The organism is Enorma sp., from assembly GCF_982429025.1.
Window position 1 is genome coordinate 1 of record NZ_CEWCAA010000008.1, and the last position, 23,614, is coordinate 23,614.

The 23,614-nt window shown below is 64.0% G+C and carries 19 protein-coding genes; 11 read left to right on the forward strand and 8 right to left on the reverse strand.

Features of this window, described 5'->3' with window-relative positions; all coding sequences use genetic code 11:
• From AC1VS5_RS02560 to AC1VS5_RS02590, 7 genes are all read left to right on the forward strand, one after another.
• Positions 1-210 (forward strand): hypothetical protein (locus AC1VS5_RS02560; RefSeq protein ID WP_481217593.1); only part of this gene is annotated, 210 nt, incomplete at its 5' end.
• Positions 200-1,408 carry an NAD(P)-dependent oxidoreductase gene (locus tag AC1VS5_RS02565; RefSeq protein WP_481217594.1) on the forward strand — a complete coding sequence of 403 codons (1,209 nt, stop codon included), beginning with the start codon at positions 200-202 and terminating at the stop codon, positions 1,406-1,408. The genes AC1VS5_RS02560 and AC1VS5_RS02565, both read left to right, overlap by 11 nt.
• A 92-nt stretch (positions 1,409-1,500) precedes the next feature.
• Positions 1,501-4,017: an excinuclease ABC subunit UvrA gene (locus tag AC1VS5_RS02570; RefSeq protein WP_481217595.1), complete on the forward strand. Its 2,517-nt coding sequence runs from the start codon at positions 1,501-1,503 to the stop codon at positions 4,015-4,017.
• Between the two features lie 544 nt (positions 4,018-4,561).
• Positions 4,562-4,978: a peptide deformylase gene (locus AC1VS5_RS02575; protein ID WP_019127843.1), complete on the forward strand. Its 417-nt coding sequence runs from the start codon at positions 4,562-4,564 to the stop codon at positions 4,976-4,978.
• A gap of 260 nt (positions 4,979-5,238) precedes the next feature.
• On the forward strand, positions 5,239-6,597 hold the full coding sequence (locus tag AC1VS5_RS02580; protein ID WP_481217596.1) for a M18 family aminopeptidase: 1,359 nt from the start codon (positions 5,239-5,241) through the stop codon (positions 6,595-6,597).
• Positions 6,598-7,105: 508 nt separating this feature from the next.
• Complete coding sequence (locus AC1VS5_RS02585) at positions 7,106-7,789, forward strand: hypothetical protein (RefSeq protein WP_481217597.1); 684 nt, start codon at positions 7,106-7,108, stop codon at positions 7,787-7,789.
• 101 nt (positions 7,790-7,890) lie between these two features.
• Positions 7,891-8,214 carry a TFIIB-type zinc ribbon-containing protein gene (locus AC1VS5_RS02590; protein WP_144687996.1) on the forward strand — a complete coding sequence of 108 codons (324 nt, stop codon included), beginning with the start codon at positions 7,891-7,893 and terminating at the stop codon, positions 8,212-8,214.
• A gap of 63 nt (positions 8,215-8,277) precedes the next feature.
• Here AC1VS5_RS02590 and AC1VS5_RS02595 read toward each other — a convergent pair whose 3' ends face one another.
• The 3 genes from AC1VS5_RS02595 to AC1VS5_RS02605 form a co-directional block, all read right to left on the reverse strand.
• Positions 8,278-8,991, reverse strand: a complete 714-nt coding sequence (locus AC1VS5_RS02595; protein ID WP_481217598.1) for a DNA alkylation repair protein — start codon at positions 8,989-8,991, stop codon at positions 8,278-8,280.
• A 257-nt stretch (positions 8,992-9,248) separates the two neighbouring features.
• Positions 9,249-10,043 carry an ABC transporter ATP-binding protein gene (locus AC1VS5_RS02600; RefSeq protein ID WP_087186759.1) on the reverse strand — a complete coding sequence of 265 codons (795 nt, stop codon included), beginning with the start codon at positions 10,041-10,043 and terminating at the stop codon, positions 9,249-9,251.
• 3 nt (positions 10,044-10,046) lie between these two features.
• Complete coding sequence (locus AC1VS5_RS02605; RefSeq protein ID WP_481217599.1) at positions 10,047-11,000, reverse strand: ABC transporter permease; 954 nt, start codon at positions 10,998-11,000, stop codon at positions 10,047-10,049.
• A 480-nt stretch (positions 11,001-11,480) separates the two neighbouring features.
• Here AC1VS5_RS02605 and AC1VS5_RS02610 point away from each other — a divergent pair, with 480 nt between their 5' ends.
• Positions 11,481-11,816, forward strand: a complete 336-nt coding sequence (locus AC1VS5_RS02610; protein ID WP_481217600.1) for a MarR family transcriptional regulator — start codon at positions 11,481-11,483, stop codon at positions 11,814-11,816.
• A 261-nt stretch (positions 11,817-12,077) separates the two neighbouring features.
• Here AC1VS5_RS02610 and AC1VS5_RS02615 read toward each other — a convergent pair whose 3' ends face one another.
• The 5 genes from AC1VS5_RS02615 to AC1VS5_RS02635 form a co-directional block, all read right to left on the reverse strand.
• Complete coding sequence (locus AC1VS5_RS02615; protein WP_481217601.1) at positions 12,078-13,100, reverse strand: ABC transporter substrate-binding protein; 1,023 nt, start codon at positions 13,098-13,100, stop codon at positions 12,078-12,080.
• 57 nt (positions 13,101-13,157) lie between these two features.
• Positions 13,158-14,162, reverse strand: a complete 1,005-nt coding sequence (locus AC1VS5_RS02620; protein WP_418742620.1) for an ABC transporter substrate-binding protein — start codon at positions 14,160-14,162, stop codon at positions 13,158-13,160.
• Between the two features lie 133 nt (positions 14,163-14,295).
• Entirely contained in the window at positions 14,296-15,576 is a 1,281-nt protein-coding gene (locus tag AC1VS5_RS02625; protein WP_481217602.1) for a hypothetical protein, read from the reverse strand.
• 203 nt (positions 15,577-15,779) lie between these two features.
• The gene (asnS, locus tag AC1VS5_RS02630; RefSeq protein ID WP_481217603.1) at positions 15,780-17,219 is read right to left on the reverse strand and encodes an asparagine--tRNA ligase; all 1,440 of its coding nucleotides are present in this window, start codon (positions 17,217-17,219) and stop codon (positions 15,780-15,782) included.
• A 683-nt stretch (positions 17,220-17,902) separates the two neighbouring features.
• Entirely contained in the window at positions 17,903-18,520 is a 618-nt protein-coding gene (locus AC1VS5_RS02635) for an HAD family hydrolase (RefSeq protein WP_481217604.1), read from the reverse strand.
• 389 nt (positions 18,521-18,909) lie between these two features.
• On the opposite strand from AC1VS5_RS02635, the gene AC1VS5_RS02640 reads away from it, so the two are divergent.
• The 3 genes from AC1VS5_RS02640 (at position 18,910) to AC1VS5_RS02650 (ending at position 23,608) form a co-directional block, all read left to right on the forward strand.
• Positions 18,910-20,262, forward strand: coding sequence for an FtsX-like permease family protein (locus AC1VS5_RS02640; protein ID WP_481217605.1), 1,353 nt, complete (start codon positions 18,910-18,912; stop codon positions 20,260-20,262).
• A gap of 700 nt (positions 20,263-20,962) precedes the next feature.
• Positions 20,963-21,799, forward strand: a complete 837-nt coding sequence (locus AC1VS5_RS02645; RefSeq protein WP_481217606.1) for a DUF8171 family membrane protein — start codon at positions 20,963-20,965, stop codon at positions 21,797-21,799.
• Between the two features lie 18 nt (positions 21,800-21,817).
• Positions 21,818-23,608, forward strand: coding sequence for an ABC transporter ATP-binding protein (locus tag AC1VS5_RS02650; RefSeq protein WP_481217607.1), 1,791 nt, complete (start codon positions 21,818-21,820; stop codon positions 23,606-23,608).
• Positions 23,609-23,614: the final 6 nt, after the last annotated feature.

The following is a 23,614-nucleotide window of genomic DNA, read 5'->3' on the forward strand; positions in this document are numbered from 1 at the left end:
TTCCAGTCTTGGCCGATGGGGCGGTATCGGGGGCAGCGGGCCGCGGGTGCGGTGGACTTTGCGCAGCAGGTCGGGCACGAGACGGGCAGCGGGCGGCGCTATCTGTTCGGGTTGCGGGCGGGCTGGATCTTGACGGCAATGTTAGAATCCAGCTTGACAGGAGCAGCCAGGGCGATTGATGTGACGGGTAGTGACGAGCATGAACATTAAACTCTACGAGCTGCGGGAAGACGAGAAGCCGGCGTTGGCCGAGGTCATGGCTCGAATCGGGGCTGGCGACGCTCGAGTTGGGGGCGACGCTCGAGTTGGGGGCGACGCTCGGATGGCGGGCGACGCCCAAGTGGCAGGCGGCACCCAGGTGGCGGGCGACGAGCCGGTTGGCACGGGCGCGGCCTCGCGGGTAGGCAACGCTGCGAAACCAGGCGCGGCCCCGCAGGCGAGCGACGCTCCGAAGCGGGGCGCTGCTCTGCAGACGTGCGCGGCCCCGTCCGACATCACGATCGATGCCGTTCCCGACGAGCTTGGGCTCGAGAACGTGGCGAGCGCTCAGGGCTTCGATGCGGTGGTCATCTCGGGCAGGAGCGCTATGACGGCCGAGGTGCTCGACCGGCTCGCGGAGCTCGGGGTGAAGTACCTCGCCACGCGCACCGTAGGCGTTGACCATATCGACGTGGCGCATGCGCACGAGCTCGGGCTGCGCGTTTGCAACACCGGCTACCCGCCCGAGGGCGTGGCGGAGTTCGCCGTGATGCTCATGCTTATCGTGCTGCGCCGCTACAAGCCGTCGCTCTGGCGCCAGCAGGTGAACGACTACTCGCTCGGCGGGCTCGAGGGGCGCGAACTCGGCCGCCTTACCGTGGGGATCGTGGGCACGGGCCGTATCGGCCAGCAGGTCGCACGTATCTTGGGCGGTTTTGGCTCCAAGGTGCTCGGCTACGATCCCTATCCGAGCGACGTGGCGCGCGCGGCAGGGTTCGAGTACGTGCCGCTCGAAGAGCTCTACCGGCGCTCGGATGTCGTGACGCTGCATGTTCCGCTTACGGAGGAGAACCGCGGCATGATCGACGCCGAGGCCATCAACCAGATGCGCGATGGCGTGGTGCTGGTCAACGTGAGTCGCGGTGAGCTCATCGATGTTGCGGCTGTTACGAGCGCCATCGAGTTCGAGAAGATCGGCGCACTCGCCATGGATGTGTTCGCAGACGAGGTGGGCATCTACCACGAGAGCCGCGTGAACGATATCATCCGCAACCGCGATATGGCGTACCTGCGGCAATTTCCCAACGTGGTGCTCACGCCGCACATGGCGTTCTATACCGATACCAATGTGAACAGCATGGTCGAGCAGGGTGTGCGGGGCGTGATCGCCATGGCCGAGGGCCCGGGCAGCTGGGCGAGCGAGGTGTAGCGGGGCGCGGTTTGCGCCGCATATCGTTGGCGCACGGCTACGCTCGGTCCAAAATCCGTTGTTATCCATGTTCGAGGTTCGATAGGGGAAATATGGCGCATCGCGAACGGCGCCCGCAGCCGACGCATATCCACGTGCGCGGCGCACGGGTGCACAACCTGAAGAACATCGATGTCAACATTCCGCTTGGCGAGCTCGTGGGCATCGCGGGCGTTTCGGGCTCGGGCAAGAGCTCGCTCGCGCTGGGCACGCTCTATGCCGAGGGGAGTCGCCGTTATTTGGACGCGCTCTCCACCTACACGCGCCGGCGCATCAGCCAGTCCGCGCGCGCCACGGTAGACGAAGTGCGCCATGTGCCGGCAGCGCTCGCACTGCGCCAGCGCCCGGGCATTCCCGGCGTGCACTCAACCTTCGGAACCTCAACCGAGCTTCTCAACTACCTGCGTCTTGTGTTCTCGCGCTTGGGTAGCCACCGCTGCCCGCATTGCGGCGCGCATGCCGCGCCGTCCATGGCCGTGGCGCTCATGCAGCCCATCACGTGCCCGTCATGCGGCCGGAAGTTCTTCGGCCCCGGTGCGGAGGACCTTGCCTTCAACAGCGCGGGCGCATGCCCCACCTGCGGCGGAACGGGCATCGTGCGCACGGTGGACGAGGCTTCGCTCGTGCCGGACGAGTCCCTCTCCATCGACGAAGGGGCTGTGGCTCCGTGGAACACCCTCATGTGGGACCTCATGAAGCAGGTCGCGCGGGAGATGGGCGTGCGCACGGATGTGCCATTCTGCGAGCTCACGCCCCAAGAGCGCGATATCGTCTTTCACGGCCCGGCGGAGAAGAAGCACATCCTCTACCACGCCAAGAAGGGTGACAACTTCGCGGAGTTGGACTTCACCTACTTCAATGCTGTTTACACGGTGGAGAACGCGCTCGCCAAGGCCAAGGACGAAAAGGGGCTCGCGCGCGTGGCCAAGTTCCTGCGCGAGGACGTGTGTCCCGATTGCGGCGGCACGCGCCTTTCTGCGGCTGCGCGCGGGCCGGTGATCGATGGCATGACGCTCGGCGACGCCACACGCATGACGCTCGATGAGCTCGCGGTATGGGCGCCTGGCGTGCCCGCGCTCATGCCGGAGGAGCTCCAGCCCATGGCCCAGGCCATCGTGGCCGAGATGGCGGAGCCCATCTGCCGCCTGCAGCAGCTGGGGCTCGGCTATCTGAGCCTCGACCGCGCGAGCTCCACGCTTTCTACGGGCGAGCGCCAGCGCGTGCAGCTTGCCCGTGCCGTGCGCAACCGCACGAACGGCGTGCTCTACGTGCTTGACGAGCCGTCCATCGGCCTGCACCCTTCCAACGTCGAGGGCCTGCTCGGCGTGGTAGACGACCTCTTGGACGACGGCAACTCCGTGGTGCTCGTGGACCACGACGTGCGGGTGCTCCGCCACGCGGACCATCTGATTGAGATTGGCCCCGGTTCAGGTGCGGATGGAGGAAGCATTATTGCCCAGGGCACGGTGGAGGAGGTCGAGTCCTCGCCGGCCACGCGCATCGGGCCGTTCCTCTCGGGTGCAAGGAGCGTGCGCGTGCGTGAGCGCGCGGCGGCTAGCGATATGTTCGTCCATGGCGCGGTGCGGCTCGAGACGGGGGCGATTCACACGGTGAGGCCGCTTGCGGTCGAGATTCCGCGAGGACGGCTCACCGCGGTCACAGGGGTCTCGGGCAGCGGTAAGACGACGCTTGTGCTGGAGAGCCTTATTCCGGGGTTGCGCGCAGCCATCGCGGGCGAGCAGCTGCCCGCGCATGTGCAGGCCGTGGAGGCCGAGGGGCTGCGCCGCGCCAACCTCATCGATGCCACGCCCATTGGGGCTAACGTGCGCTCTACGGTGGCGACCTACTCCGGCGTGCTCGACGACCTGCGCCGCGCCTATGCCAAGCTGCCCGAGGCCAAGGAGCGTGGTCTCAAAGCGGGCGCGTTCTCGTATAACACGGGGAGCTTGCGGTGCCCCACCTGCGACGGTACGGGCCAGATTTCGCTTGATGTGCAGTTCTTGCCCGATGTGGACATTCCCTGCCCGGATTGCGGGGGCTCGCGCTATGGCAGCGCGGCGGCCGAGGTTCGCTTGGCGGACGACATCAGCCTGCCGGAGCTTCTCTCCTATACCGTTGACCAGGCGCGTGATGCGCTTGCCGAGATCGGCCTGCGTTCGGCCAAGGCCAAGCTTGCGGTGCTTTCCGACTTGGGGCTTGGGTACCTTACGCTCGGCGAGGCCACCCCGGCGCTTTCCGGCGGCGAGGCGCAGCGCCTCAAGCTGGCAAGCGAGCTCACGCGAAGCCAGGAAGACGCGCTTTTCGTATTTGACGAGCCTACGATTGGCCTGCATCCGCTTGATGTGGAGGTGCTCCTCGGTGTGCTGCAGCGGCTTATCGATAACGGTGCCACGGTGGTGGTGATCGAGCACGACCTGGATATGGTTGCCAACGCGGACTGGGTCATCGATATGGGTCCTGGTGGTGGCGCTGCCGGTGGGCGCGTGGTGGCAGCAGGCACGCCCGAGCAGTTGGCGGCGTGTCCCGAGAGCATCACGGGCCGTTATGTGGCCGAAGAGCTACACTGTTGATAGCAGGTTCGTGAGCCGAGTGCCTGTCTCCGGCTTCACAGGATAGGAGGCGCAGAAGGCGAGCGTGCCGTCTCGGGTGCCCTGCCGCGCTCGCTTTGTCTCGCCTCTTGGCGTTGTCGGGCGACATCCGGACACGCCGCGAATCGCCGGGCGATATCCGGACGCTCGCAGGGTTTTCGGGCGACATTTGGACGCTCAGGGGCCTTTGAGTGTCCAAATCTCGCCCGAGGATCCCAGCAGTGTCCGAATCTCGCCCGAGAATCCTTTGAGTGCACTGTTGTGTCCAGTTTTCGCCTGGCAAGGCGGCAAGTTCCGAATTTCGCCCGAAAGTGCTTCGAGCGTCCAGCTCTCGCCCGGCAGAGCGGCGAGCGTGCGGTTTTCTCCCGAGAACCACAGGGGCGTCCGAATCGCGCCCGGCAACGCCCCTCCACCTTGATTTCGCCTGGAGACGGGACGGCTGCGGCATCGGGGCTCGATGTGCTGTGTTATGGTTGGTGCGCATGTTTGCGCTGCATGGGCGGCGCATGATTATGAAAGGACCGAGATGATTAAAGAGATCGTGAAGGACCGCGACTTCCTGAGCAAGCCCGCAGAGCCTGCGACCGCCGATGACGCTGAGGTCGTGCAGGATCTTCGAGACACGATCGAGGCGCTTGACGACTGCGTGTGCCTTGCAGCGAACCAGATCGGTTCGACCAAGGCCATCATTGCCTACGAAGACAACGGCCGCACGTTCGTGATGCTCAACCCCAAGATCAAGATCGCTGCCCAGCCGTATCAGGCTCAGGAGAGCTGCCTTTCGCTTGAAGAGGTTAGCGAGGTGAAGCGCTTCCAGATGATTACCGTGGGCTACCAGGTGGTGGCGAACGGTAATCTGGTGAGCCGCACCAAGCGCCTCTCGGGTTGGACGGCCGAGATTGTTCAGCACGCGATCGATCACTGCGCGGGCAAGCTGGTGTAGCAGCCCCGAGCGCACAACGTGCCGCAGCGCGCTGGCCGGCTTCATGGCGGGCACCTGCGGCATCGCTGGATGCCCGCGCTGTTGCGGCGTATTGGGAGATTCCGGAACGGCAGCCGGCGGTGTAGCCTGGCTGGCGGCGTAGCCGGGCCCGCCGATTCCAGAGCGGGCGCCTGACGCATCACCAGGCGCGTTGCTCGTTGAGCGCGTAGCTTACAGAAGGCGTGCCGCGCCTGCTACGTGTAAGCAGTGGAGGAATAGACATGGTTGCAGAAGAGGACGTTAAAGCGGCCGAGGGTCTCATCTCGTTTATCGAGCAGTGCCCGAGCATGTTCCATACGGCGGCAACGATTTCCGCGCGCCTCGAGGCGCAGGGTTTCGTGCGTCTGCTCGAAGGCAATGCGTGGCGGGGGAGGCTCGAGCCGGGAGGACGCTATTATGCGGAGCGCAACGGCTCGAGCATCATCGCGTTCAAAGTGGGCGAGGCCGCCGCGGCCGACCCCGACCGCTTCCACTTCCAGCTCACCGCTGCTCACGGCGATTCCCCGACATTCAAGGTGAAGGCCGCGCCCGAGCTTGAGGGCCCCGAGGGCTCCCTGCGCCTCGACGTCGAGGCATATGGCGGCATGATCGACTACACCTGGTTCGACCGCCCGCTCTCCGTGGCGGGCCGTGTGCTCGTGCGCACGGCAACCGCAGAGGGCGAGCGCGTGGAAAGCCGCCTCATCGCGCCCGACCGCGACATCGCGCTCATACCAAGCCTCGCCATACATCTCGACCGCGGCATGAACGACGGCTTCTCGCCCAACCGCGCGACCGACCTCTGCCCACTCGTGTCTGCCGGCGAGCTCGGCGCGGGAAGCTTCGACGAGTTCGTTGCCGCCGAAGCCGGCGTAGAACCGGAGCAGGTGCTCGCCCGCGACCTCTTCCTTGTGAACCGGGAGCCCGCACGGGTGTGGGGCGCCGCGCACGAGTTCGTATCATCGCCTAAACTCGACGACCTTATGTGCGCCTATACCTCTCTCTTGGCATTTCTCGCTGCCGAAAACCCCGGCTGCGTCACGGTTTTCTGCTGCTTCGATAACGAGGAAGTGGGCTCCAACACCAAGCAGGGTGCGATGTCGACCTTCCTGCCCGATGTGCTTGGACGTCTGACCGAGGCGCTCGGCCTCACGCCTGAGGACTATCGACGCGCGCTTGCGAAGTCGATGCTTGTGAGCTGCGATAACGCTCACGCCGTGCATCCCAACAGGCCCGAGAAGTACGACGCGGCCAATCGCTGCCGCCTGAACGGCGGCATCGTGGTCAAGGAGGCGGCGAACCAGCATTACTGCACCGATGCCTTCAGCCGCGCCGCGTTCCTGGCCCTATGCGAACGCGCGGGCGTGCCGTGCCAGACCTTCGCCAACCGTAGCGACATGGCGGGCGGGTCGACGCTCGGCAACCTTTCGAACATCCAGGCCAGCATGCACGCCGTTGACGTGGGCTGCCCGCAGCTTGCCATGCACTCCACGTACGAGACGGCGGGCACGCGCGACGTGCGCCTTGCCACGCGGGCGCTTCAAGCGTTCTTTGAGGCGAGCATGGTGATCGAGGGGGCCGAGTCGGTCCGATTCTGCTAGGAAAACGCTGATTATTGGGCACCGGAGCTGTCTGTCCCGTCAAGGTTTCAACTTTTGGGCAGTTCCCCGTTCGGCGGGCGGGTAGAGGAAAGCGAGGGGAAGGGAAAGCCGCAGCTGAGGCTGCCGGCGCCCTCACGGTCGCGATGCGGCTACCCGGGCCCTCCGCCCTGAAGTGCCCAAAAGCTGAAATCACGATCGCCCGCGAAGATATAATCAGCGTTTCCCTAGTGCCTTACCTGCGAAGGCCCTCCATGGTTTCTCTGCGGATGGAGCCGCTTGCCCGCAAGCTCGCCGGGGCCCCGCGGATGGGTCCATCATCCATGGGTCCGCCCGCCTACAGGCCTATCGGTGCCCTGTGCGAATGCGGCTGCTCGCTCATAGACCGCCATCACTTCTGCACGAATAGAGCCTCCTGTCTATAAGTCCGCCTTGCGGGGTATTCTCGAAATGCCCTGCTAGGCGGCTTTGCATTGGAATCGCTGCGAAGGGCGTGTTGAGGGAGGGGCACATGGACGACACCAAGGTCGATTGGACGAAGCGAATCGATATGCCGGCGCCCGCGCCTGCACCGGCCGATGCCAGCCATGCTGGGGCGGCGCAACCAGGCTCGGGACCGTCGGGCGAGGACCGCGTGGCGCAGCTCGAGCGAAGCTGCCGCCGCATGCGCGTGCTCATGGGGGTGCTCGCAGGCGTTGTCGTTGTGCTCGCCGCGGCGACCATCGCTATGGGGGTCGTCTTGTCTTCAAAGATTGATGAGCAGGAGAGCGCGATCGCTGCGCTCGAACAAGCACAGGAGAGCTCAGGCGAATCGGATGCCGGCTCTCTTGAGAACGAGTCGGAATCACAGGACGGGGGCGATGTCTTTGGGTCTATCGGCTCTGGAGCCCAAAGCGGCTCTAGTGGCGGTTCCTCGTCCAGCTCGATAGAGGGCGAGGAAGACGAGCCCGGCGTGTACGATGCGGATGGCAACCGCGTTACCGCTGCCGACCTCACGGGAATCATCAACGAGAAATGGTCGAACGCGCTGCGGATTCTCGAATCGTACGGCATCGACCCCAACGACCTCGTTATCGTGACCGACGACGGCGGAGCGGTGTTCGATGCCGGCAACTGGACGGTGACCATGGTCGCCGACCTCGACGACAGCGGCCAGATTGCCGTGTACCTGCGCCACGATATCGATTGGTTCTAATTGCCTGCGCATCCGAATGATCAGCGTCGGGGCTTCAGGGTATAAACCTGCCATGTGTTCATGCGGCCACGTGTGCCGAGCGACCCATGGAGGAACGCCCGATGAAATGCCCCGTTTGCAAAGATGTGACCCTGCTCATGAGCGAGAAGAACGGCGTAGAGATCGATTATTGTCCCGAGTGCCGTGGCATTTGGCTCGATAGGGGCGAGCTCGACAAGATTATCGATCGCGCCCGCGACGCGCGCGACGGGTATCGCGAGAGCGAGCGGCAGGAGTATCGTCGCGAAGAGCGGCGGGATGACCGGCGCGAAGATCGCTATGACGAGCGCTACGACGAGCGCGCCCGCTACGACAAGAAGAGCAAGAAGAAGCAGAGCCCGCTTTCTGCTCTGGGCGACATCATGGAGATTTTCGGCGGCGAATAGGTTTTGCGACGAGCGCGATGGCGAGGGTGCCCCTCGCGTTCTGTGCACGCCGCGGGCCCGGCGCTACACCTTGAGCGACTGCAGATAGGCTTTCTGCTCAGGGCTCATGCGACGCGACTCGCGCGCCTTCTGCAGCGATTTATTATGCGTCCAAGGATCGAGCATCGGCTCGCCTTGGGCGCTTCTTTGTTCGAAGAGGGGGAGTGTGACCTCGGGCTGCTTGATGAGAGCGTACGAGAAGTACCAGGCGCGCGCCATGTTGATGTAGTATTCGGGCCGCTCGATTGCTGCGACCCACGTGAGCTGTTCGGGCTCGAACGCGTCGCCCAGGAAGAGCTCCATGAGCTGCGTCACGCCGAATCTCACGACGTATTCCGTATACGGTCCTGTGGCCTGCATCCAAGCTCGCAGCTGTACGAGGGCGGCGGGCAGATCGCGCTTGAACGCGGGCACGCGTATGAGGTCGCTGGTGGCCCAGTTATCGACGTGCGGCAAGAACCGGTCAAGCAGATCGATGGCTTCGCTCGGCGTGTGCGCCGCCATGCCGATGAGCAGGCCGTGAAGGTTCATCTCGTCATAGGTTTCATGGGGGAGGGGTTCATCAAGAAAAGCCTTCGCCTCCGCAGGCCGGTCCTTCCAGAGCGTGCGGGCAAAACGCCGCAGCTCCGGTGTGCGCACGCCCAGGATGCTTTCCGGCTCGACGGTCGGCACCAGCTTGGCCTGAAACTCCCGATATGTAGGATCCGCAATGATGGCAAGTTCGTTCCGCATGCTCATGGTGCCTCCTGGCGAAGCTGCGGCGAGGATGGTCGGGTCTCGCCGAATCGTTGATACGGCCAGTATAAGATTGTCGGGCATTTTTTGTACGGTCCGCACGCTAGAGTAGAAGTTCGAGCCTCGGGCGTGCCGGAGGAGCAATCGCGGTTTGAACGAATTACGTGCTGCAGATGAATCAGCAGCACGTGCCCCAGAACGAAAAACGGGGCGAAGCCTCGGCCTCGCCCCGATATTCTCCGACAGTTCGCTCAGCACGCCTAGTTCAGCAGCATGCGGTCGTTTGCGAGCTCGCCGCCCGAAACTTCCTCGAATTTCTGTAGTAGGTCGGCCACGGTGAGCGCTGCCTTCTCGGCGCCGGAGACATCGTAGATGATGCGCCCCTCGTGCATCATGATGAGGCGGTTGCCCAAGCGGATGGCATCGTTCATGTTGTGCGTCACCATGAGCGTGGTGAGATGGTGCTCGCCAACGATCTTCTCGGTGAGGTCGAGCACCTTGGCTGCCGTCTTGGGATCGAGCGCCGCGGTATGCTCGTCGAGCAGCAGCAGCTTGGGGTCGGTAAGTGTTGCCATGAGCAGCGTGAGCGCTTGGCGCTGCCCGCCCGAGAGCAAGCCCACCTTGGCGGTCAGGCGCTTTTCGAGCCCGAGCCCCAGCTCGCGCAGGCGCTCGGCGTACTCGTCTTTCTCGGAGCGCGTGACGCCCCAGGCAAGGGTGCGCGTCTTGCCGCGTCGCTTTGCCATGGCAAGGTTCTCGATGATCTGCATGTCGGCAGCGGTTCCCATCATGGGATCCTGAAACACGCGGCCGAGGTACTTCGCGCGCGCGGGCTCAGAGAGCCGCGAGATGTTCTGGCCGTCGAGCGTGATCGTTCCCGCGTCGATGGGGTATACGCCCGCGATCATGTTCATGAGCGTCGACTTGCCGGCGCCGTTGCCGCCGATGACGGTCACAAAATCGCCTGCTTCGAGGTGAAGGTCAACGTTCACGAGGGCGCGCTTCTCGTTGATGGTCCCAGCGTTGAAGGTCTTGCACACACCGTTGAGCGTCAGCATGCGCTATCGCCCCCCTTCGGAGTTGGCGGCAGGGGTCGCGGGCGCTGCTTTCGCGGAGCGCGCGTAGGCGCGGCGCAGCTGGTACTTCTCCCACACCACGGGGATACAAAGCGCGAGCGCGACGATAACGGCCGAGATGAGCTTCATGTCGTTCGCGTCCATGCCGAGCTGCAGCACGATCGCGCGGATGAGGAAGTACACCACGGAGCCCACGACGGCGGCGGTAAGGCGGCTGCCGAAGGAGCGGAGCTTGCCGGGAGTAAGGCGACCGAGCACCTCGCCGATCACGATCGCGGCGAGGCCGATCACGATGGCGCCGGTGCCCATGCCGATATCGGCGTAGCCCTGGCTCTCGCAGATGAGGCCGCCGGAGAGTCCCACGAGGCCGTTCGAAAGGGTAAGCGCGATCATCTTGGTGACCTTCGTGTCGACGCCGAGTGCGCGCACCATTGCCTCGTTGTTGCCGGTTGCGCGGCAGGCAGAGCCGATTTCGGTGCCAAAGAACCAGTAGAGCGCCACGATGATCAGGACGGCGAAGATGAGCCCCACGATGATGGAGGCAACGTTTTGCGGGAGGCCGGTGGCATCGGTGACGCTCGAGAACAGCGTGTCCACGCGAAGAAGCGGCGTGTTGGACTTGCCCATGATGCGCAGGTTCACCGACCACAGCGCGATCTGGGTGAGGATGCCGGCGAGGATGGCGGGAATCTCGAAGACCGTGTGGAGGAATCCCGTTACCGCTCCGGCGAGCATGCCGGCGAGCATGGCGGCGAAGATAGCGAGCGCCGGGTCCACGCCGCTCACCACGAGCACCGCGCATACGCTGCCGCCCAGGGCGAAGCTGCCGTCGACGGTGAGGTCGGCGATGTCGAGTAGCTTATAGGTGATAAAGACGCCGAGCACCATGACGCCCCAGAGAATGCCTTGCGAGACGGCACCAAGCATGGCGAGTCCCATAGCAGCCCCTCTCTTCCGTAAGGCAACGAACCCCGGCGAGCGAACCCGCCGGGGCCGATGCAAGAAATCCTGCATAAATAACGCCAAAAGTGTATCACGCTCCGCTGTGAACGCCACGGACCGGAGCGTCTGTAATGGAGTGGTATAATCAAGCGGCCAAGGGGTGCGGACCACGTGATCGTCGGCATGTGCCGCTCGGGGGCCGTTTCGGGGAACGGTGGTCGGCAGAAGCTGCCAGCCGGAGGTTTTCGCATAAAGGAAGCAGGAGAGACGCGGCAGGGCCTCCAGAGGGAACGGATGCGCGGGAGACTGGGGGCGATGGCGGCACCATGCCGCCGGTCGCTGGAAACAGGCAGGCGGGCTTTCGCGCGACGCTCCCGATGGGCGCCCGCGCAATCGTTCCGACGGCAGGCATTTCAAAAGGTAAGCGGCTGTGCCCGCGCTTGCAGGCGACGGGGCAGCATGAAAAAGGAGAGGTGTATGGAACGCAACGAGGAGGCTTTGAGCCCGCTCGACGGCATTAGCGTGAGCATCAACAAGCGGCATGCCTTCGTGCATGAGCGCGTGCTTGAGTACATCGTGCGGGAGACCAACCAAGCAGGCGGCGTGATATTCAATAAAAAGGAGATGGCAAGCTGGTTAGGGTGCTGCCCGCGGTCGCTCGACCGTGCGGTGCACCGCCTGCGCGAACAGGGGCTCGTGGAGTCGCAGCCGCAGTTCATGCCGAATGGCGCCCAACGCGGCAACAGGTATCGCGCGACGGAGGTTGGTAAGAAGCACACGGAGACATGGAGGCGGCTCGCGGGCACCGTCTAGTCCGTGTGCTACTTCATCCAAGCGGGGAACGCGGCGTTGTTCGGTTGGTACTTTTGCCTGGACGGCGCATGGGCAATCTTGTCTTGCTCGTCCCATTTCGCCTCGTCACATTTCGACTCAGGGGGCGGGCGGCGTTGTCTGCCAACTCCACTTCGCATGAACGAAAACGGGCTCCGTCCTCTTGAACGGAGCCCGCATAGTACGTAGCGCTACGCTTGTTGCCCAGTATGTGAAGCTAGGCGATTCGGATCTCGAGATGCCTTACGCCTCAGCGCTCACGTCTGTGCCGCCGTCGCTGGCCAGGCTCGAGACGTCCACGCCGATCTCGTCGGCGGTCTGCTGGTTGTAAACCAGGTCGCACTCATCGGCGCCCATGGTTTCCACCGGCATGGTCGCCGGGTCTGCGCCCTCGGTGAGAATCTGCACGGCTATCTCGCCCGCACGATAACCGAGCTCTTCGTAGTTGATCGAAACGGATGCAAGGCCGCCGTTCTCGACCATGCCCACCTCGCCGCAAATGGTGGGGATGCCCGCCTCGTTCGTGGTGGCGGATACCTGCGACATGGCGGCCGCCACGGTGTTGTCGGTGGGGGCGTACACGGCGTCAACCTGGCCGACCATGGTCTCCACGACGGTCTGGAGCTCGTTGGTGGAGGAGAACGAGTAGCGCTCGTGGCCCAGGCCCGCATCGTCCAGGGCCTCTTCTGCCATCTGGATCTGGATCTCGGAGTTGCTCTCGGCGGTGCAGTAGAGCAGGCCCACCTGCGCGGCGTCCGGCACGAGCTGGGTGAGCAGGGAGATCTGGTCGGCGACGGGCGTCATATCGGAGGAGCCGGTGAGGTTGCCGCCCGGAGCGTCGTTCGACTCCACGAGCCCGGACTCTGCGAAGTCGGTGATGGCGGTGCCCACGATGGGGATCTCGGTCGTGGCGTTCAGGCAGGCCTGCGCGGCCGGGGTCGCGATGGCGAGGATGAGGTCCACGCCGTCGTTCACGAACGTGGACGCGATGGTGGTGCAGGCGGACTGCTCGTTGTTGGCGTTCTGCTGGTCCGCCTCGTAGGAGATACCCGATTCGTCGAGGGCGCGGATGAAGCCCTCGTTCGCCGCGTCGAGGGCGGAGTGCTGCGTGAGCTGCAGGACGCCGATGCGGTAGGTGGTTCCGCTGCTTGCGGCAGATCCGGAGGCTGCGTTATCGCTGCAGCCGGCGATGCTGAGGCCGCCGAGCGCTACGGCGGTGCCTGCGAGGCCCTTTGCGAAGGTGCGACGAGAAATTGCGGACTTCATGGTTCTTCTCCTTTACATCGAAGGCAGCAGGGTTCACTGCCAGGGTTGCGAGGCGCGTTAGACGATTTCGGGGGCGTCGAGCACGGAGAGGTCGACGCCGCAGGCATCGGCCGAGGCCTGGTTGGCGATGAGCGTGCAGTCCTCGGCCTCCAGATACTCGATCGGCATGGTTGCCGGGTCGGCGCCCTCGGTGAGGATCTGCACGGCCATCTCGCCCGCGCGGTAACCGAGGTCGCGGTAGTTGATGCTGTACGAGGCGGTGCCGCCGTCTTCGACCATGGTGTCGCAGCCCACGATGGTGGGAATGCCCGCGGCGTCGGCGGTCGAGGCAACCTGCGCCATGGCGGCCGCCACGGTGTTGTCGGTGGGGGCGTACACGGCGTCAACCTGGCCGACCATGGTCTCCACGACGGTCTGGAGCTCGTTGGTGGAGGAGAACGAGTAGCGCTCGTGGCCCAGGCCCGCATCGTCCAGGGCCTCTTCTGCCATCTGGATCTGGATCTCGGAGTTGCTCTCGGCGGTGCAGTAGAGCAGGCCCACCTGCGCGGCGTCCGGCACGAGCTGGGTGAGCAGGGAGATCTGGTCGGCGACGGGCGTCATATCGGAGGAGCCGGTGAGGTTGCCGCCCGGAGCGTCGTTCGACTCCACGAGCCCGGACTCTGCGAAGTCGGTGATGGCGGTGCCCACGATGGGGATCTCGGTCGTGGCGTTCAGGCAGGCCTGGGCTGCGGGCGTGCCGATGGCCAGGATGAGGTCGACGCCGTCGTTCGCGAAGGTCGAGGCGATGGTGGTGCAGGTCGACTGCTCGTTGTTGGCGTTCTGCTGGTCCGCTTCGTAGGAGATGCCGGCATCGTCGAGAGCGGCGATGAAGCCCTCGTTCGAAGCATCGAGCGCGGCATGCTGCGTGAGCTGCAGGACGCCGATCCTGTAGGTGCCCGAGCTGCTCGCGCTGCCCGCCGAGCCTCCGCCAGAGGTGTCGTTGGCGCAGGCGGCAAGTGAGAGCGAGCCAGCGGCGGCAAGCGAGGCGATGAGGCCGCGGCGCGAGACGGTAGTCCGTTCCATTGTTCCTCCAAAAATCAGCCGAAGGCAGTTCCCCCTGGCATCGGATGATAAAAATCCCCACGGTAGCGCGGGTTTTTTCATCATAGCGAGATGCGCTGGATGCAGGCACATGTGGAGGTCTTGTTATAGATTGTTAACGATTGGAATCGTGGACGGTGGGGGCTTCCGGTGCAGGCGCGATGGCCTGCGGCGCGGGCGCGGCGGCCTGCGGCGCGGATGGGGCGAACTGCGATGCCGACAAGACGGCCTGCGGCGCGGGCGCGATGGCCTGCAGCGCGGGTGTGGGCGAGGCTACCTGCGGCGCAGGCGAGATGGCCTGCGGTACCGGTGGCGCTACCTGCGGCGCGGACGCGACGTACATGACATCATCTCCGTCGCGCATCGAGAGCGCCTGGAGGCGGTCGAGCCGGAAGGTGCGCCCGCTATCGATAACGCCTGCGGGATCGGTGCTGTTCGAGCGCGCCGCTTGGGCGAGGCGTCCCCGCACGAAGACGGTGCCGTTTGATTCAACAAGCGCTTCGGGGAAGAGACAAAACCGATGGCTCGACGCCCCCGCTTCCCCATGCGCTGCGGCGAGCACAAACGTGACGGGCGCGCTAAGCTGTATGGCGCGCTCGATGATCTGCCGCGCCGTGGCAAGCTGAAAGCGCATGTTTACGCGAGCGGGAAGCGCTGCATTCCCGGAAGGCTGCTCCATGCTCTTCTCAAAGCGATGCCGAACCGTGGGCGCGACGAGAGGGAGCAGATTCTTTACAAGCCTCCGGCGTTCGATCGAGGTGAGCGCTGCGCTGTTCCATATGGTGCTGAGGGTGAGCTCAGCATCTTCGGTGGGGATGGGGTGCGAAAGCAGGGCATAGCCGCGATGGTTGTTGCCCGCGATGTTCAACCCAAAGGAGCGGAGCATCTGGATTGAGTAGCGTATCGAGCTGGTGGTGACGCGTGGCGGTCGAGTGCCGGGGTGGTCCTGTGCGTCGAGCATGGTTTTGATGCGCGGCGCGCTGAGCGCGTGCTCTTCATCGGTGTGCTCTTCCAGAATCGCAAGGATGCGCAGCGTACGCGTATCGTACGCCCGCGTTCGGTCGAACTTGCCATATGCGGGCGCCTCCTCATCGGGTAATGCGGGGAGCCCCCAATCATCTTGGTAATCGGCAGGTTCTCGGTCAGCGTGATGAAAGGCAGCGTCTGGGCTGGCGTTAAGCGCGGCGGTCTCTTGGTTGCCTTCGTACAAAGCGGATCCCGAGTGGGAGCTGGGCACGTAGAACTCTCTGCCGCCTTCGTACGTGGCGAGCTCCGAGTCAGCGCCGCGCTCGAAGGGCTCCGAAGCGACGCAGCGCGCGGCGTACAGCCTATCTCGCAGGGTCTCAATAGGGGCGTTAACGAAGATATCGTGTTCTAGATGATAGCTTTGGTTCATGGGCACCTCGCAGCGGTGGGGGACCGTTGATTGATGCTGCGAGCATACGAGCGTGTACGAAAAAGCGACCGCCCGCGGTTCTGGACGGTCGCTTAAGCTCGGCGAACGGGCGCGCGAATTTTCAACATGGGCTGCCAGCCGAACGGAATCCTAATCATGCACCGTATCTACACGTTTGGCTGGCCAAAGCTCGGCGCGATGAGTTAGAACTCCGCGTTGCCCACCGTGCGCGGGTGCGGAATCACGTCGCGGATGTTACCCACGCCGGTGAGGTACATCACCAGGCGCTCGAAGCCCAGGCCAAAGCCCGCGTGCGGGCACGTTCCGTAGCGGCGCAAGTCAAGGTAGTACTTGTACTGCTCCTTGTCCATGCCGAGCTCTTCGATGCGGCGCTCCAATACATCCAGGCGCTCCTCGCGCTGGCTTCCACCGATGATCTCGCCAATACCGGGCACCAGGCAGTCCGCGGCGGCCACAGTCTTGCCGTCGTCGTTCAGGCGCATGTAAAAGGCTTTGATCTCGGCAGGATAATCGGTCACGAAGGTCGGGCGCTTGAAGTGCTGCTCAGTGAGGAAGCGCTCGTGCTCGGTCTGCAGGTCAATACCCCAGCTCACGGGGTAGTCGAACTTCTGGCCCGCAGCCACGGCCTGCTCCAGAATCTCGATAGCCTCGGTATAGGTCACGCGGGCGAAGTCGGAGCTCGCCACGTGCTCGAGGCGCTCGATGAGCCCCTTGTCAACGAATTTGTTGAGCATGCCCAGCTCGTCGGGGCATGTGGCCATGACATCGCGAATGACGTACTTGAGCATGTCCTCGGCGAGGTTCATGTCGTCTGCCAGGTCGGCAAAGGCAATCTCGGGCTCGATCATCCAGAACTCCGCTGCGTGGCGCGTTGTGTTGGAGTTCTCTGCGCGGAAGGTGGGGCCGAAGGTGTACACGTCGCCGAACGCCATGGCGAAGTTCTCGGCGTTGAGCTGGCCAGACACAGTGAGGCTTGCCGGCACGCCGAAGAAGTCCTGGCTCCAGTCCACCTCGCCGGCGGTGAGCTCGCCGTTGCTCGCGGCGGCCTGCTCCTCGCTCACGAGCGGTGGGTTCGCCGGGTCAATGGTGGTCACGCGGAACATCTCGCCTGCGCCCTCGCAGTCGCTCGCCGTGATGATCGGCGTGTTGACGTACACAAAGCCGCGCTCCTGGAAGAAGCGGTGGATGGCGGCTGCCGCGACGCTGCGCACGCGGAACACGGCGCGGAAGAGGTTCGTGCGCGGGCGCAGGTGCTGCTGGGTGCGGAGGAACTCCACCGTGGCGCGCTTCTTCTGCAGCGGGTAGCCCGGCGCGGAGGCACCTACGACCTCGATGGTCTCGGCGGTGAGTTCGAAGGGCTGGGGCGCCTCGGGGGTGAGCTTGAGCGTGCCCGTGGCGGTGATGGCTGCCGAGACGTTTTGATGCGCAATCTCGTCGTAGTTGGCGAGCGCTTCGCGATTCATGACAATCTGCAGGTCCTTGAAGCAGCTGCCATCGTTCACGGTCACGAAGCCGAAGTTCTTCATGTCGCGGACAGATTTGATCCAACCCGCGACGGTGACGGTCTGGTCACCAAACTCCTCGGCGTGCGTATAGAGCTGGACGATTTTAGTGCGGTCCACAGTAGTCCTCGATTCTTGGGCGTGTTTCGTATACGGCCACATGATACCCGACATCGCGTGCCCTGCGCCACGCCGCGCAGTGCGAGCGTTGACGACGCTCTGCGTCGCGGGCGATATGCCAATCGGCATGCTCCTTGTTTCGTCGTCGCGTTATACACCGCCGGCATGCCGCGCGGAAATCGTCAACTCTGCGCCGCGCGAAAGTGCGCCCCCGCCGTTCGGAAGGGCGCTTCGTGGCGTGTGGAGTCGCGTCAGCGGGCTTTCAGGCGCAAAGTTTTCCCTTAAGGGGCGCGTTTGGCACTCTCGTAGCCCGGCGCAGATCAAAACTCTCGCCAAAGGATCGAATTATGGGGCCTGGGCAAAGTAGCTAGCGAAGCTCCGATGCGTCTACCTGCGGTAGTTTGGAAGCTTTCATCGGTTGTACTCGGGCCATGTCGTGAAATTCGATCCTTTGGCGAGAGTTTTGATTCAGAACTGTGTGGACGGCTGAATTTGCGAGTTTTTTCGTGGCTCGTAGGTGAGGCTCGCCGCTGGATTCCTTGTACTGAGGGCCGCATGCATAGCGTTGAGCATATTGACGTGTCATAAACGATGATGCGGTTTACAACAATGGTGAGCGCTGAGGTAATCAGGTCCGCCAGGATGGTATTGGTAATCGTCGGCAGCTCGGTTCCACTGTAAACCTAGAGGTCAAGAATCCGCTCCAACTGGGCGACGCTCGCTGCGGCATCATCCGTGATGAAATGGAACGACTGCATGCCGGCCACCTCTGCTCCGTGACAGTTGTTGAGATTGTCGTCCACGAAGATGCATGTTGCGGGATCGAGGCCATAGCGCTCGCAGAGCAGCTGGTAGATGGCCGGGTCCGGTTTCATGAGACGCTCTTCTGCCGAGACCACGCGCCCGTCCATGAGCGGATAGGCGGGGCAGTGGCCCAGCTGCTCGTCGACGTGCGTGCTTGCGTTGGAGAGAAGGTACAGGCTAAAGCCTCGCTCCTTGAGCTGTGCGGCGAAGCTGTTGGTGGGTGCGATGGGCTCGGAGTGCTCGGGCCAGTGGGCGATGCATTCGTGCAGGTTGGGGAGGAGCCGCTCGGGCAGAGCAGCCTCTGCGATGCGCCGCATGGTTTCGTGGCTGATGACCCCAGCATCGAGGAGCGCCCATTCATTGCGGTCGAAGAGCGCGCGGTCGAGCAGCTCGGCGTCTTCTTCGGTGTCGGTAAAGATGGTTGCGAAGCGCTTGCTATCGAATGTCATGAGCACGCCGCCCATGTCGAAGATGACGTTGCGAATGGAAGACGTCATGGAAACTTCCTCTCCTGAGAAATGATGCAACCCTGCCGAGCAAGCTCAATCCACTGAGCAGGTCAAGTCCGTCGGCCACGTCCGGCTTGCTGGGCCCGTTCGGCCCGTCGCTCGCGCGCAGTCTGTCGAGCTGGTTCTATCATAGGCGAACCCTGGCCGTGCAGAGCGCCGCGGGCTTGGGGTTTCTCATACAGGGCGCTGCATATCTTGTGCTCGCGTGGCTTCCGCGGGTGGCACGGCAGGGTTTTCACACGTCGAGGACACCGCGGCTGAACTAGCGCTACGTTGCAAAAACGTAAGCCGAGCGTAAGTCAAATCGATGGCGCCGGTGGAGCGTCCGGTCGACAATGAACCATGGAATTACCCGCAAATCTCCTGCGAGGAGTCTCATGTACATCAAGCTCGCCTTGGGCAACGTGCGGCGCAGCCTGCGCGACTATTCCGTTTACTTCGCAACGCTCGCGCTCGCCGCTTGCCTGCTCTATAGCTTCATCGCTTCGGGCGATTACCTGCTCGCGCTCGACCTCACCCCAGACCAGCGCTCCATCTATGCGAAGTCGGGTACGGTGCTCGAGGGTTTTTCGGTCTTCGTGGTTGTCATCTTCATCTTTCTGGTTGCCTATGCCAACCGGTTTATCGTGCGCCGGCGCAAGCGGGAGTTCGGGCTTTATGCGCTTGTCGGTATGCCGCGCCATGGGGTCGCGGCGGTTCTTGCGCTCGAAGGCCTCGTGGTGGGCGCAGCCTCGCTGGCGGCGGGGATAATCCTAGGCGGCCTGCTCTCGCCCGTGTTCAGCGCCATTGCCGCCTTTGTGTTCGATGCGCCATGGCGATTCCAGGCGAGCTTTTCGCCCGGTGCCGCAACCTGGACAGCGGGCTGCTTCGTGGCCATCACCGCGCTCGGCGCCGCTGCGTGCGCGCGAGACGTGCTGCGTCGGCCGCTCGTTGACCTCATGTGCGCCGAGCGTGCGCCCGAGCACCTGGCATTTGGCACGAAGCGCGCGGCGCGCATCCAGTTTGTCGCGGCCCTTCCGCTTCTCGCTATCGTATGGGGAACTTGCGTGTTCCAGCCCATGTATTTCGTCGTGTTCATCATTCCCATGGGGTTTGCTGCTTTCGGGGCGACGTACCTGGTGATGCAATCGGCTGCGTGGCGTTGGGGAGCGCGGGCGCGGCGCCACGCCGAGGTATATTGGACGGGCCTTCGCGCATTCACGGTGCGGCAGGTCGAGGCGAGGGTGTCGAGCACCGCCGCAGCGCTTTCGTGCGTGTGCGTGCTTGTTGCCGCGGCGGTGTGCATGACCTGCGCGGGCTTTGCGTTTAGCGTGGGAATGCGCGGCCCTGGTGCGCTCATCGAGAATGCAAGCTCGCTTGCGCCTATCGGATTCGTGGGCATCTTCTACGGGGCGGCGTTTTTGGTTACGGCGGCGGCGATTCTCGCGCTGCAGCAGCTTTCGGGGGCGGCCGACGCGCGGCAGGCGTTCGAAACCTTGCGTGAGCTGGGGTGCGAACGCGCCATGGCGCGGGTATCGCTGCGCGCGCAGGTGCGCCTGTGCTTTGCGGCGCCTCTTGCGGGAGCTCTCATTCACGACGTGTTCGGCCTGGTGCTCGTTGCCTTTCTTGCGCTGGTGCTGGGAAGCGCGTCGTTTGCGTTGGTGGTGGCGGGCGTGCTTGGCTTCACGGTTGCGATTATGGGTGCGTATTATCTCATTACTTGCCGCGCGTGTGAGCGCCTGCTGCTCTAGGTGAGATGACGGCGTAGGCGCCGGGAGACAGTTGTGCCAGGTACATTTGTCTCGGAGACAGTTGGAGACAGTTGTACCCGGCACAACTGTCTCACCATTTGCTGACGGCACCGACATCGGGCGACATTCGGATATTTCTCAGTTTCTCGGGCGGGGTTTCGCCATCTGAGAGCCTCGTAGCGTCTGAATGTCGCCCGAGAACGCCGGCGGTGTCCGAAAGTCGCCCAAGAACGGGGCTGCGGCAGGATCTCGCCCGGCAACGCGAGCGGTGTCCGGATCTCGCCGGGCGGCCCTTGCGATGCCCAAAACCCGCTCGGAAGCCCAGCCGGCGTCTGGTTCCCACCCGGCAACTCGGGGCAAGTGCCAATATCAGCGCTATGTAAAGTGCGAAATCGCTCGCATTTTCATGAGACGTGCGAGAAAGCACCCCGCCGCACCTGCGGGTGCATGCAGAATTTTCATCAAACCAGCCAGCGAAACTTTATTTTCACCTTACGCATGGCTAACCCATTTCCGCAGTTCAGCTGCGTATGATGCTTCCTGCCGAGCACATCGGCAGGGACCGTGGCCCCCGCGTGGGCAGCTGTCTGCGGCGTCATGCCGGGCTATCGCTCGCAATGCCGCGCGCGGCACGCCGAGCACGCTGCCACGTCCCTCGAACCAATGCGCTTTCGCCGGCGCAGAAAGAGAGAGGAATCCCATGACAACTACGGTTTCTAAGGGCGCCCAGGCGCACAAGCTGATGGTCTTCGTCCTCAGCATGTCGCTCTACGGCCTCGCCACGCTCGTTTCCGAGCTCATCCCTTCCGTCCAGGTAGGCATTGTTGAGTTCTCGGTCGAGTTCTTCCTGTTCATCCCGCTTACCCTAGCCATGCTCTTCGACCCGCTTTCGGTGGCGCTGGGCGCCGCAACGGGCGAGCTCGTTTTCAGCGAGATCATGCTCGGCCAGTTCGGAGGCATCGGCGAGCTTGAGAAGTTCCTGACCGTCACCATCGCCATCTACATCGCAGGCACCCTGGTTCGCGATCCCCGCAACCTCAAGGCCGTGGCCGCTGCCGCCATCGGCGCGACGGCGCTCCAGCTTGCCATGAGCGCCGGCGTGGACATCCTGAAGGTCGTCTTCGCAGTCGAGGAGTTCGAGGCTGTACCGGGCCTTCCCGAGTCGGTCTTCTTCACCGAGGGCTTCGCCTTCCTGAACGACCTGCTCTTCAGCGGTATCCTGTTCTGCCTGCTCCCCACGCTCTTCCTGGTCCCGCGCCTCTATGGAAAGATCGAGCCGCTCCTGGGCATGAAGCCGCGTACGGCCGAGGACGCGCCCGAGGCCCCCTCTGCCAAGCTCGTTCTGGGCGCCGTGGCGTGCTTCGTGGTGGCCGTGCTCGCCGCCTGCCTCTCGAAAGCGGGATTCTCCCTCATCGAGTGGGAGGCCGAGTGGGCCGAGAGCACCGGCGCCATCTTCACCGGGCTCGGCGTTGCGGCGGTAATTGCGATCATCGCCGCGTTCTGCCTGCACCGCAACGCGACCCTAAGCCGCGCGTAGCCCCCAAGGGACCAGGATATGTCGATTATCTCCATCAAGGACCTCACGTTCACGTATCCCGGTGCCCATGATGCCACCCTCCGCCACCTTGACCTCGAGGTGGAGGAGGGTGACTTCCTTGCCATCATGGGCGCCAACGGCTGCGGCAAATCGACCCTTTGCAAAGCGATGAACGGGCTCATTCCGCAGTTCATCGCGGGCGATATGACCGGCTCGCTCATGGTTTCCGGCCTTGAGGCGCGCGATACCCCTATCGGCGAGTTGGCCCAGCACGTGGGCTATGTATACCAGGATTTCGAGAACCAGCTGGTGCGCCCGACGGTGCTCGACGAGGCATCGTTCGCGAGCCTCAACTACGCCCAGCCCGATTACCTGGAGCGCGGGATGGCGGCGCTCGAGCTCTGCGGGCTCGCCGAAAAGGCTCAGGACTATGTGTGGGCGCTTTCGGGCGGGCAGAAGCACCTGCTCGCGCTTGCCGGAGCGCTCGCGCTGGAGCCCGAGGTCATCATCTTGGACGAGCCCATCGCCCAGCTGGACCCGTATCATGCGCGTCAGACCTATGAGGTGCTGCGTGGCCTCAACGAGCATCACGGCAAGACGATCATCGTGATCGAGCACCATACCGACTTCATCGCCGACTACTGCAAGCATGCGGTGCTTATGGCGAACGGCGCAGTATCGTGGAAGCTCCCGGCACGCGAGGCGCTGCGTCAGCTGGACGACCTTGCGGCGAGCGATATCTATCCACCGCAGATCGCCTCGGCCGCGCGCGAGCTCAAGAGCGCGGGCATCATGGAGCGCTGCATCGAGCTGCCCACGACCGTGGACGAGGGCGTACGCGCATTTGCAGGGCTTGGGTTCACACCGCAGGCGCACTCCTCTTGCGGCGATGCGATGGCCGAGGGGCGTGGCCGCGGCTCGGGTGCGCCCGGCGCAGAGCCCGTCCACCCCTCGGACGCGCCCGGCGCAGAGCCCGCCGTGGCCTTCCGCGACGTGCACGTGCAATACCGAAGCGTCAAGGGCGCGCCGCACACGGTATTCGACGGCCTCGACCTCGCCATACAGCCGGGGGAGAAGGTCGCGCTCGTGGGCTCCAATGGAGCGGGCAAGACCACGCTCATGAAGCTCATGTGCGGCCTCATCAAGCCCACATCCGGCGAGGTGCGCCTCGGCGGCGTGGCCACGCGCGCGATGAGCCCGGAAGACATCTCCGGTGCGATCTCGCTCGTCTACCAGAATCCCGAGCAGATGTTCATCAAGGACACCGTGCGCGCCGATGTGGAGTTTGCCATGCGCGCACGCGGGGTGGCGGGCTGGCAGGAGCGCGCCCAGGAGCTCATCGACCGTTTCCGGCTGGGCGACCTCGCCGATCGTGACGGGCGCCTCATGTCGGGCGGCCAGATGCGCCGGGCATCGCTCGCCATTGGCATCGCGCTCAATCCGCCGATCCTTCTGCTCGATGAGCCCACGGCAAACCTCGACATCGCCACGCGGCGCGAGATTGTGCGCACCATCGCCGACCTGCGCGGCGTTACGGACACCGTGGTCATCGCGACGCACGACATGCAGCTTGTGTGCCAGTTCGCTGACCGGGTGATCGTGCTCAATCAAGGCGAGGTTATCGGCGACGGCACGCCGGAGGAGATTTTCCACAACGAAGCTGTGGTCGAGGCGTCGGGCATCTGCCCGCCCGAGATCTATGCCATGGGCGCCGCGCTCGATGCGCGGGCAACCTGCTTCGATATCGAGGACTTCCTCATGTGCTTCGACGGCTACCGCGATCTGGCGCTTGCTGCCATCGGCGGGTAAATCCGG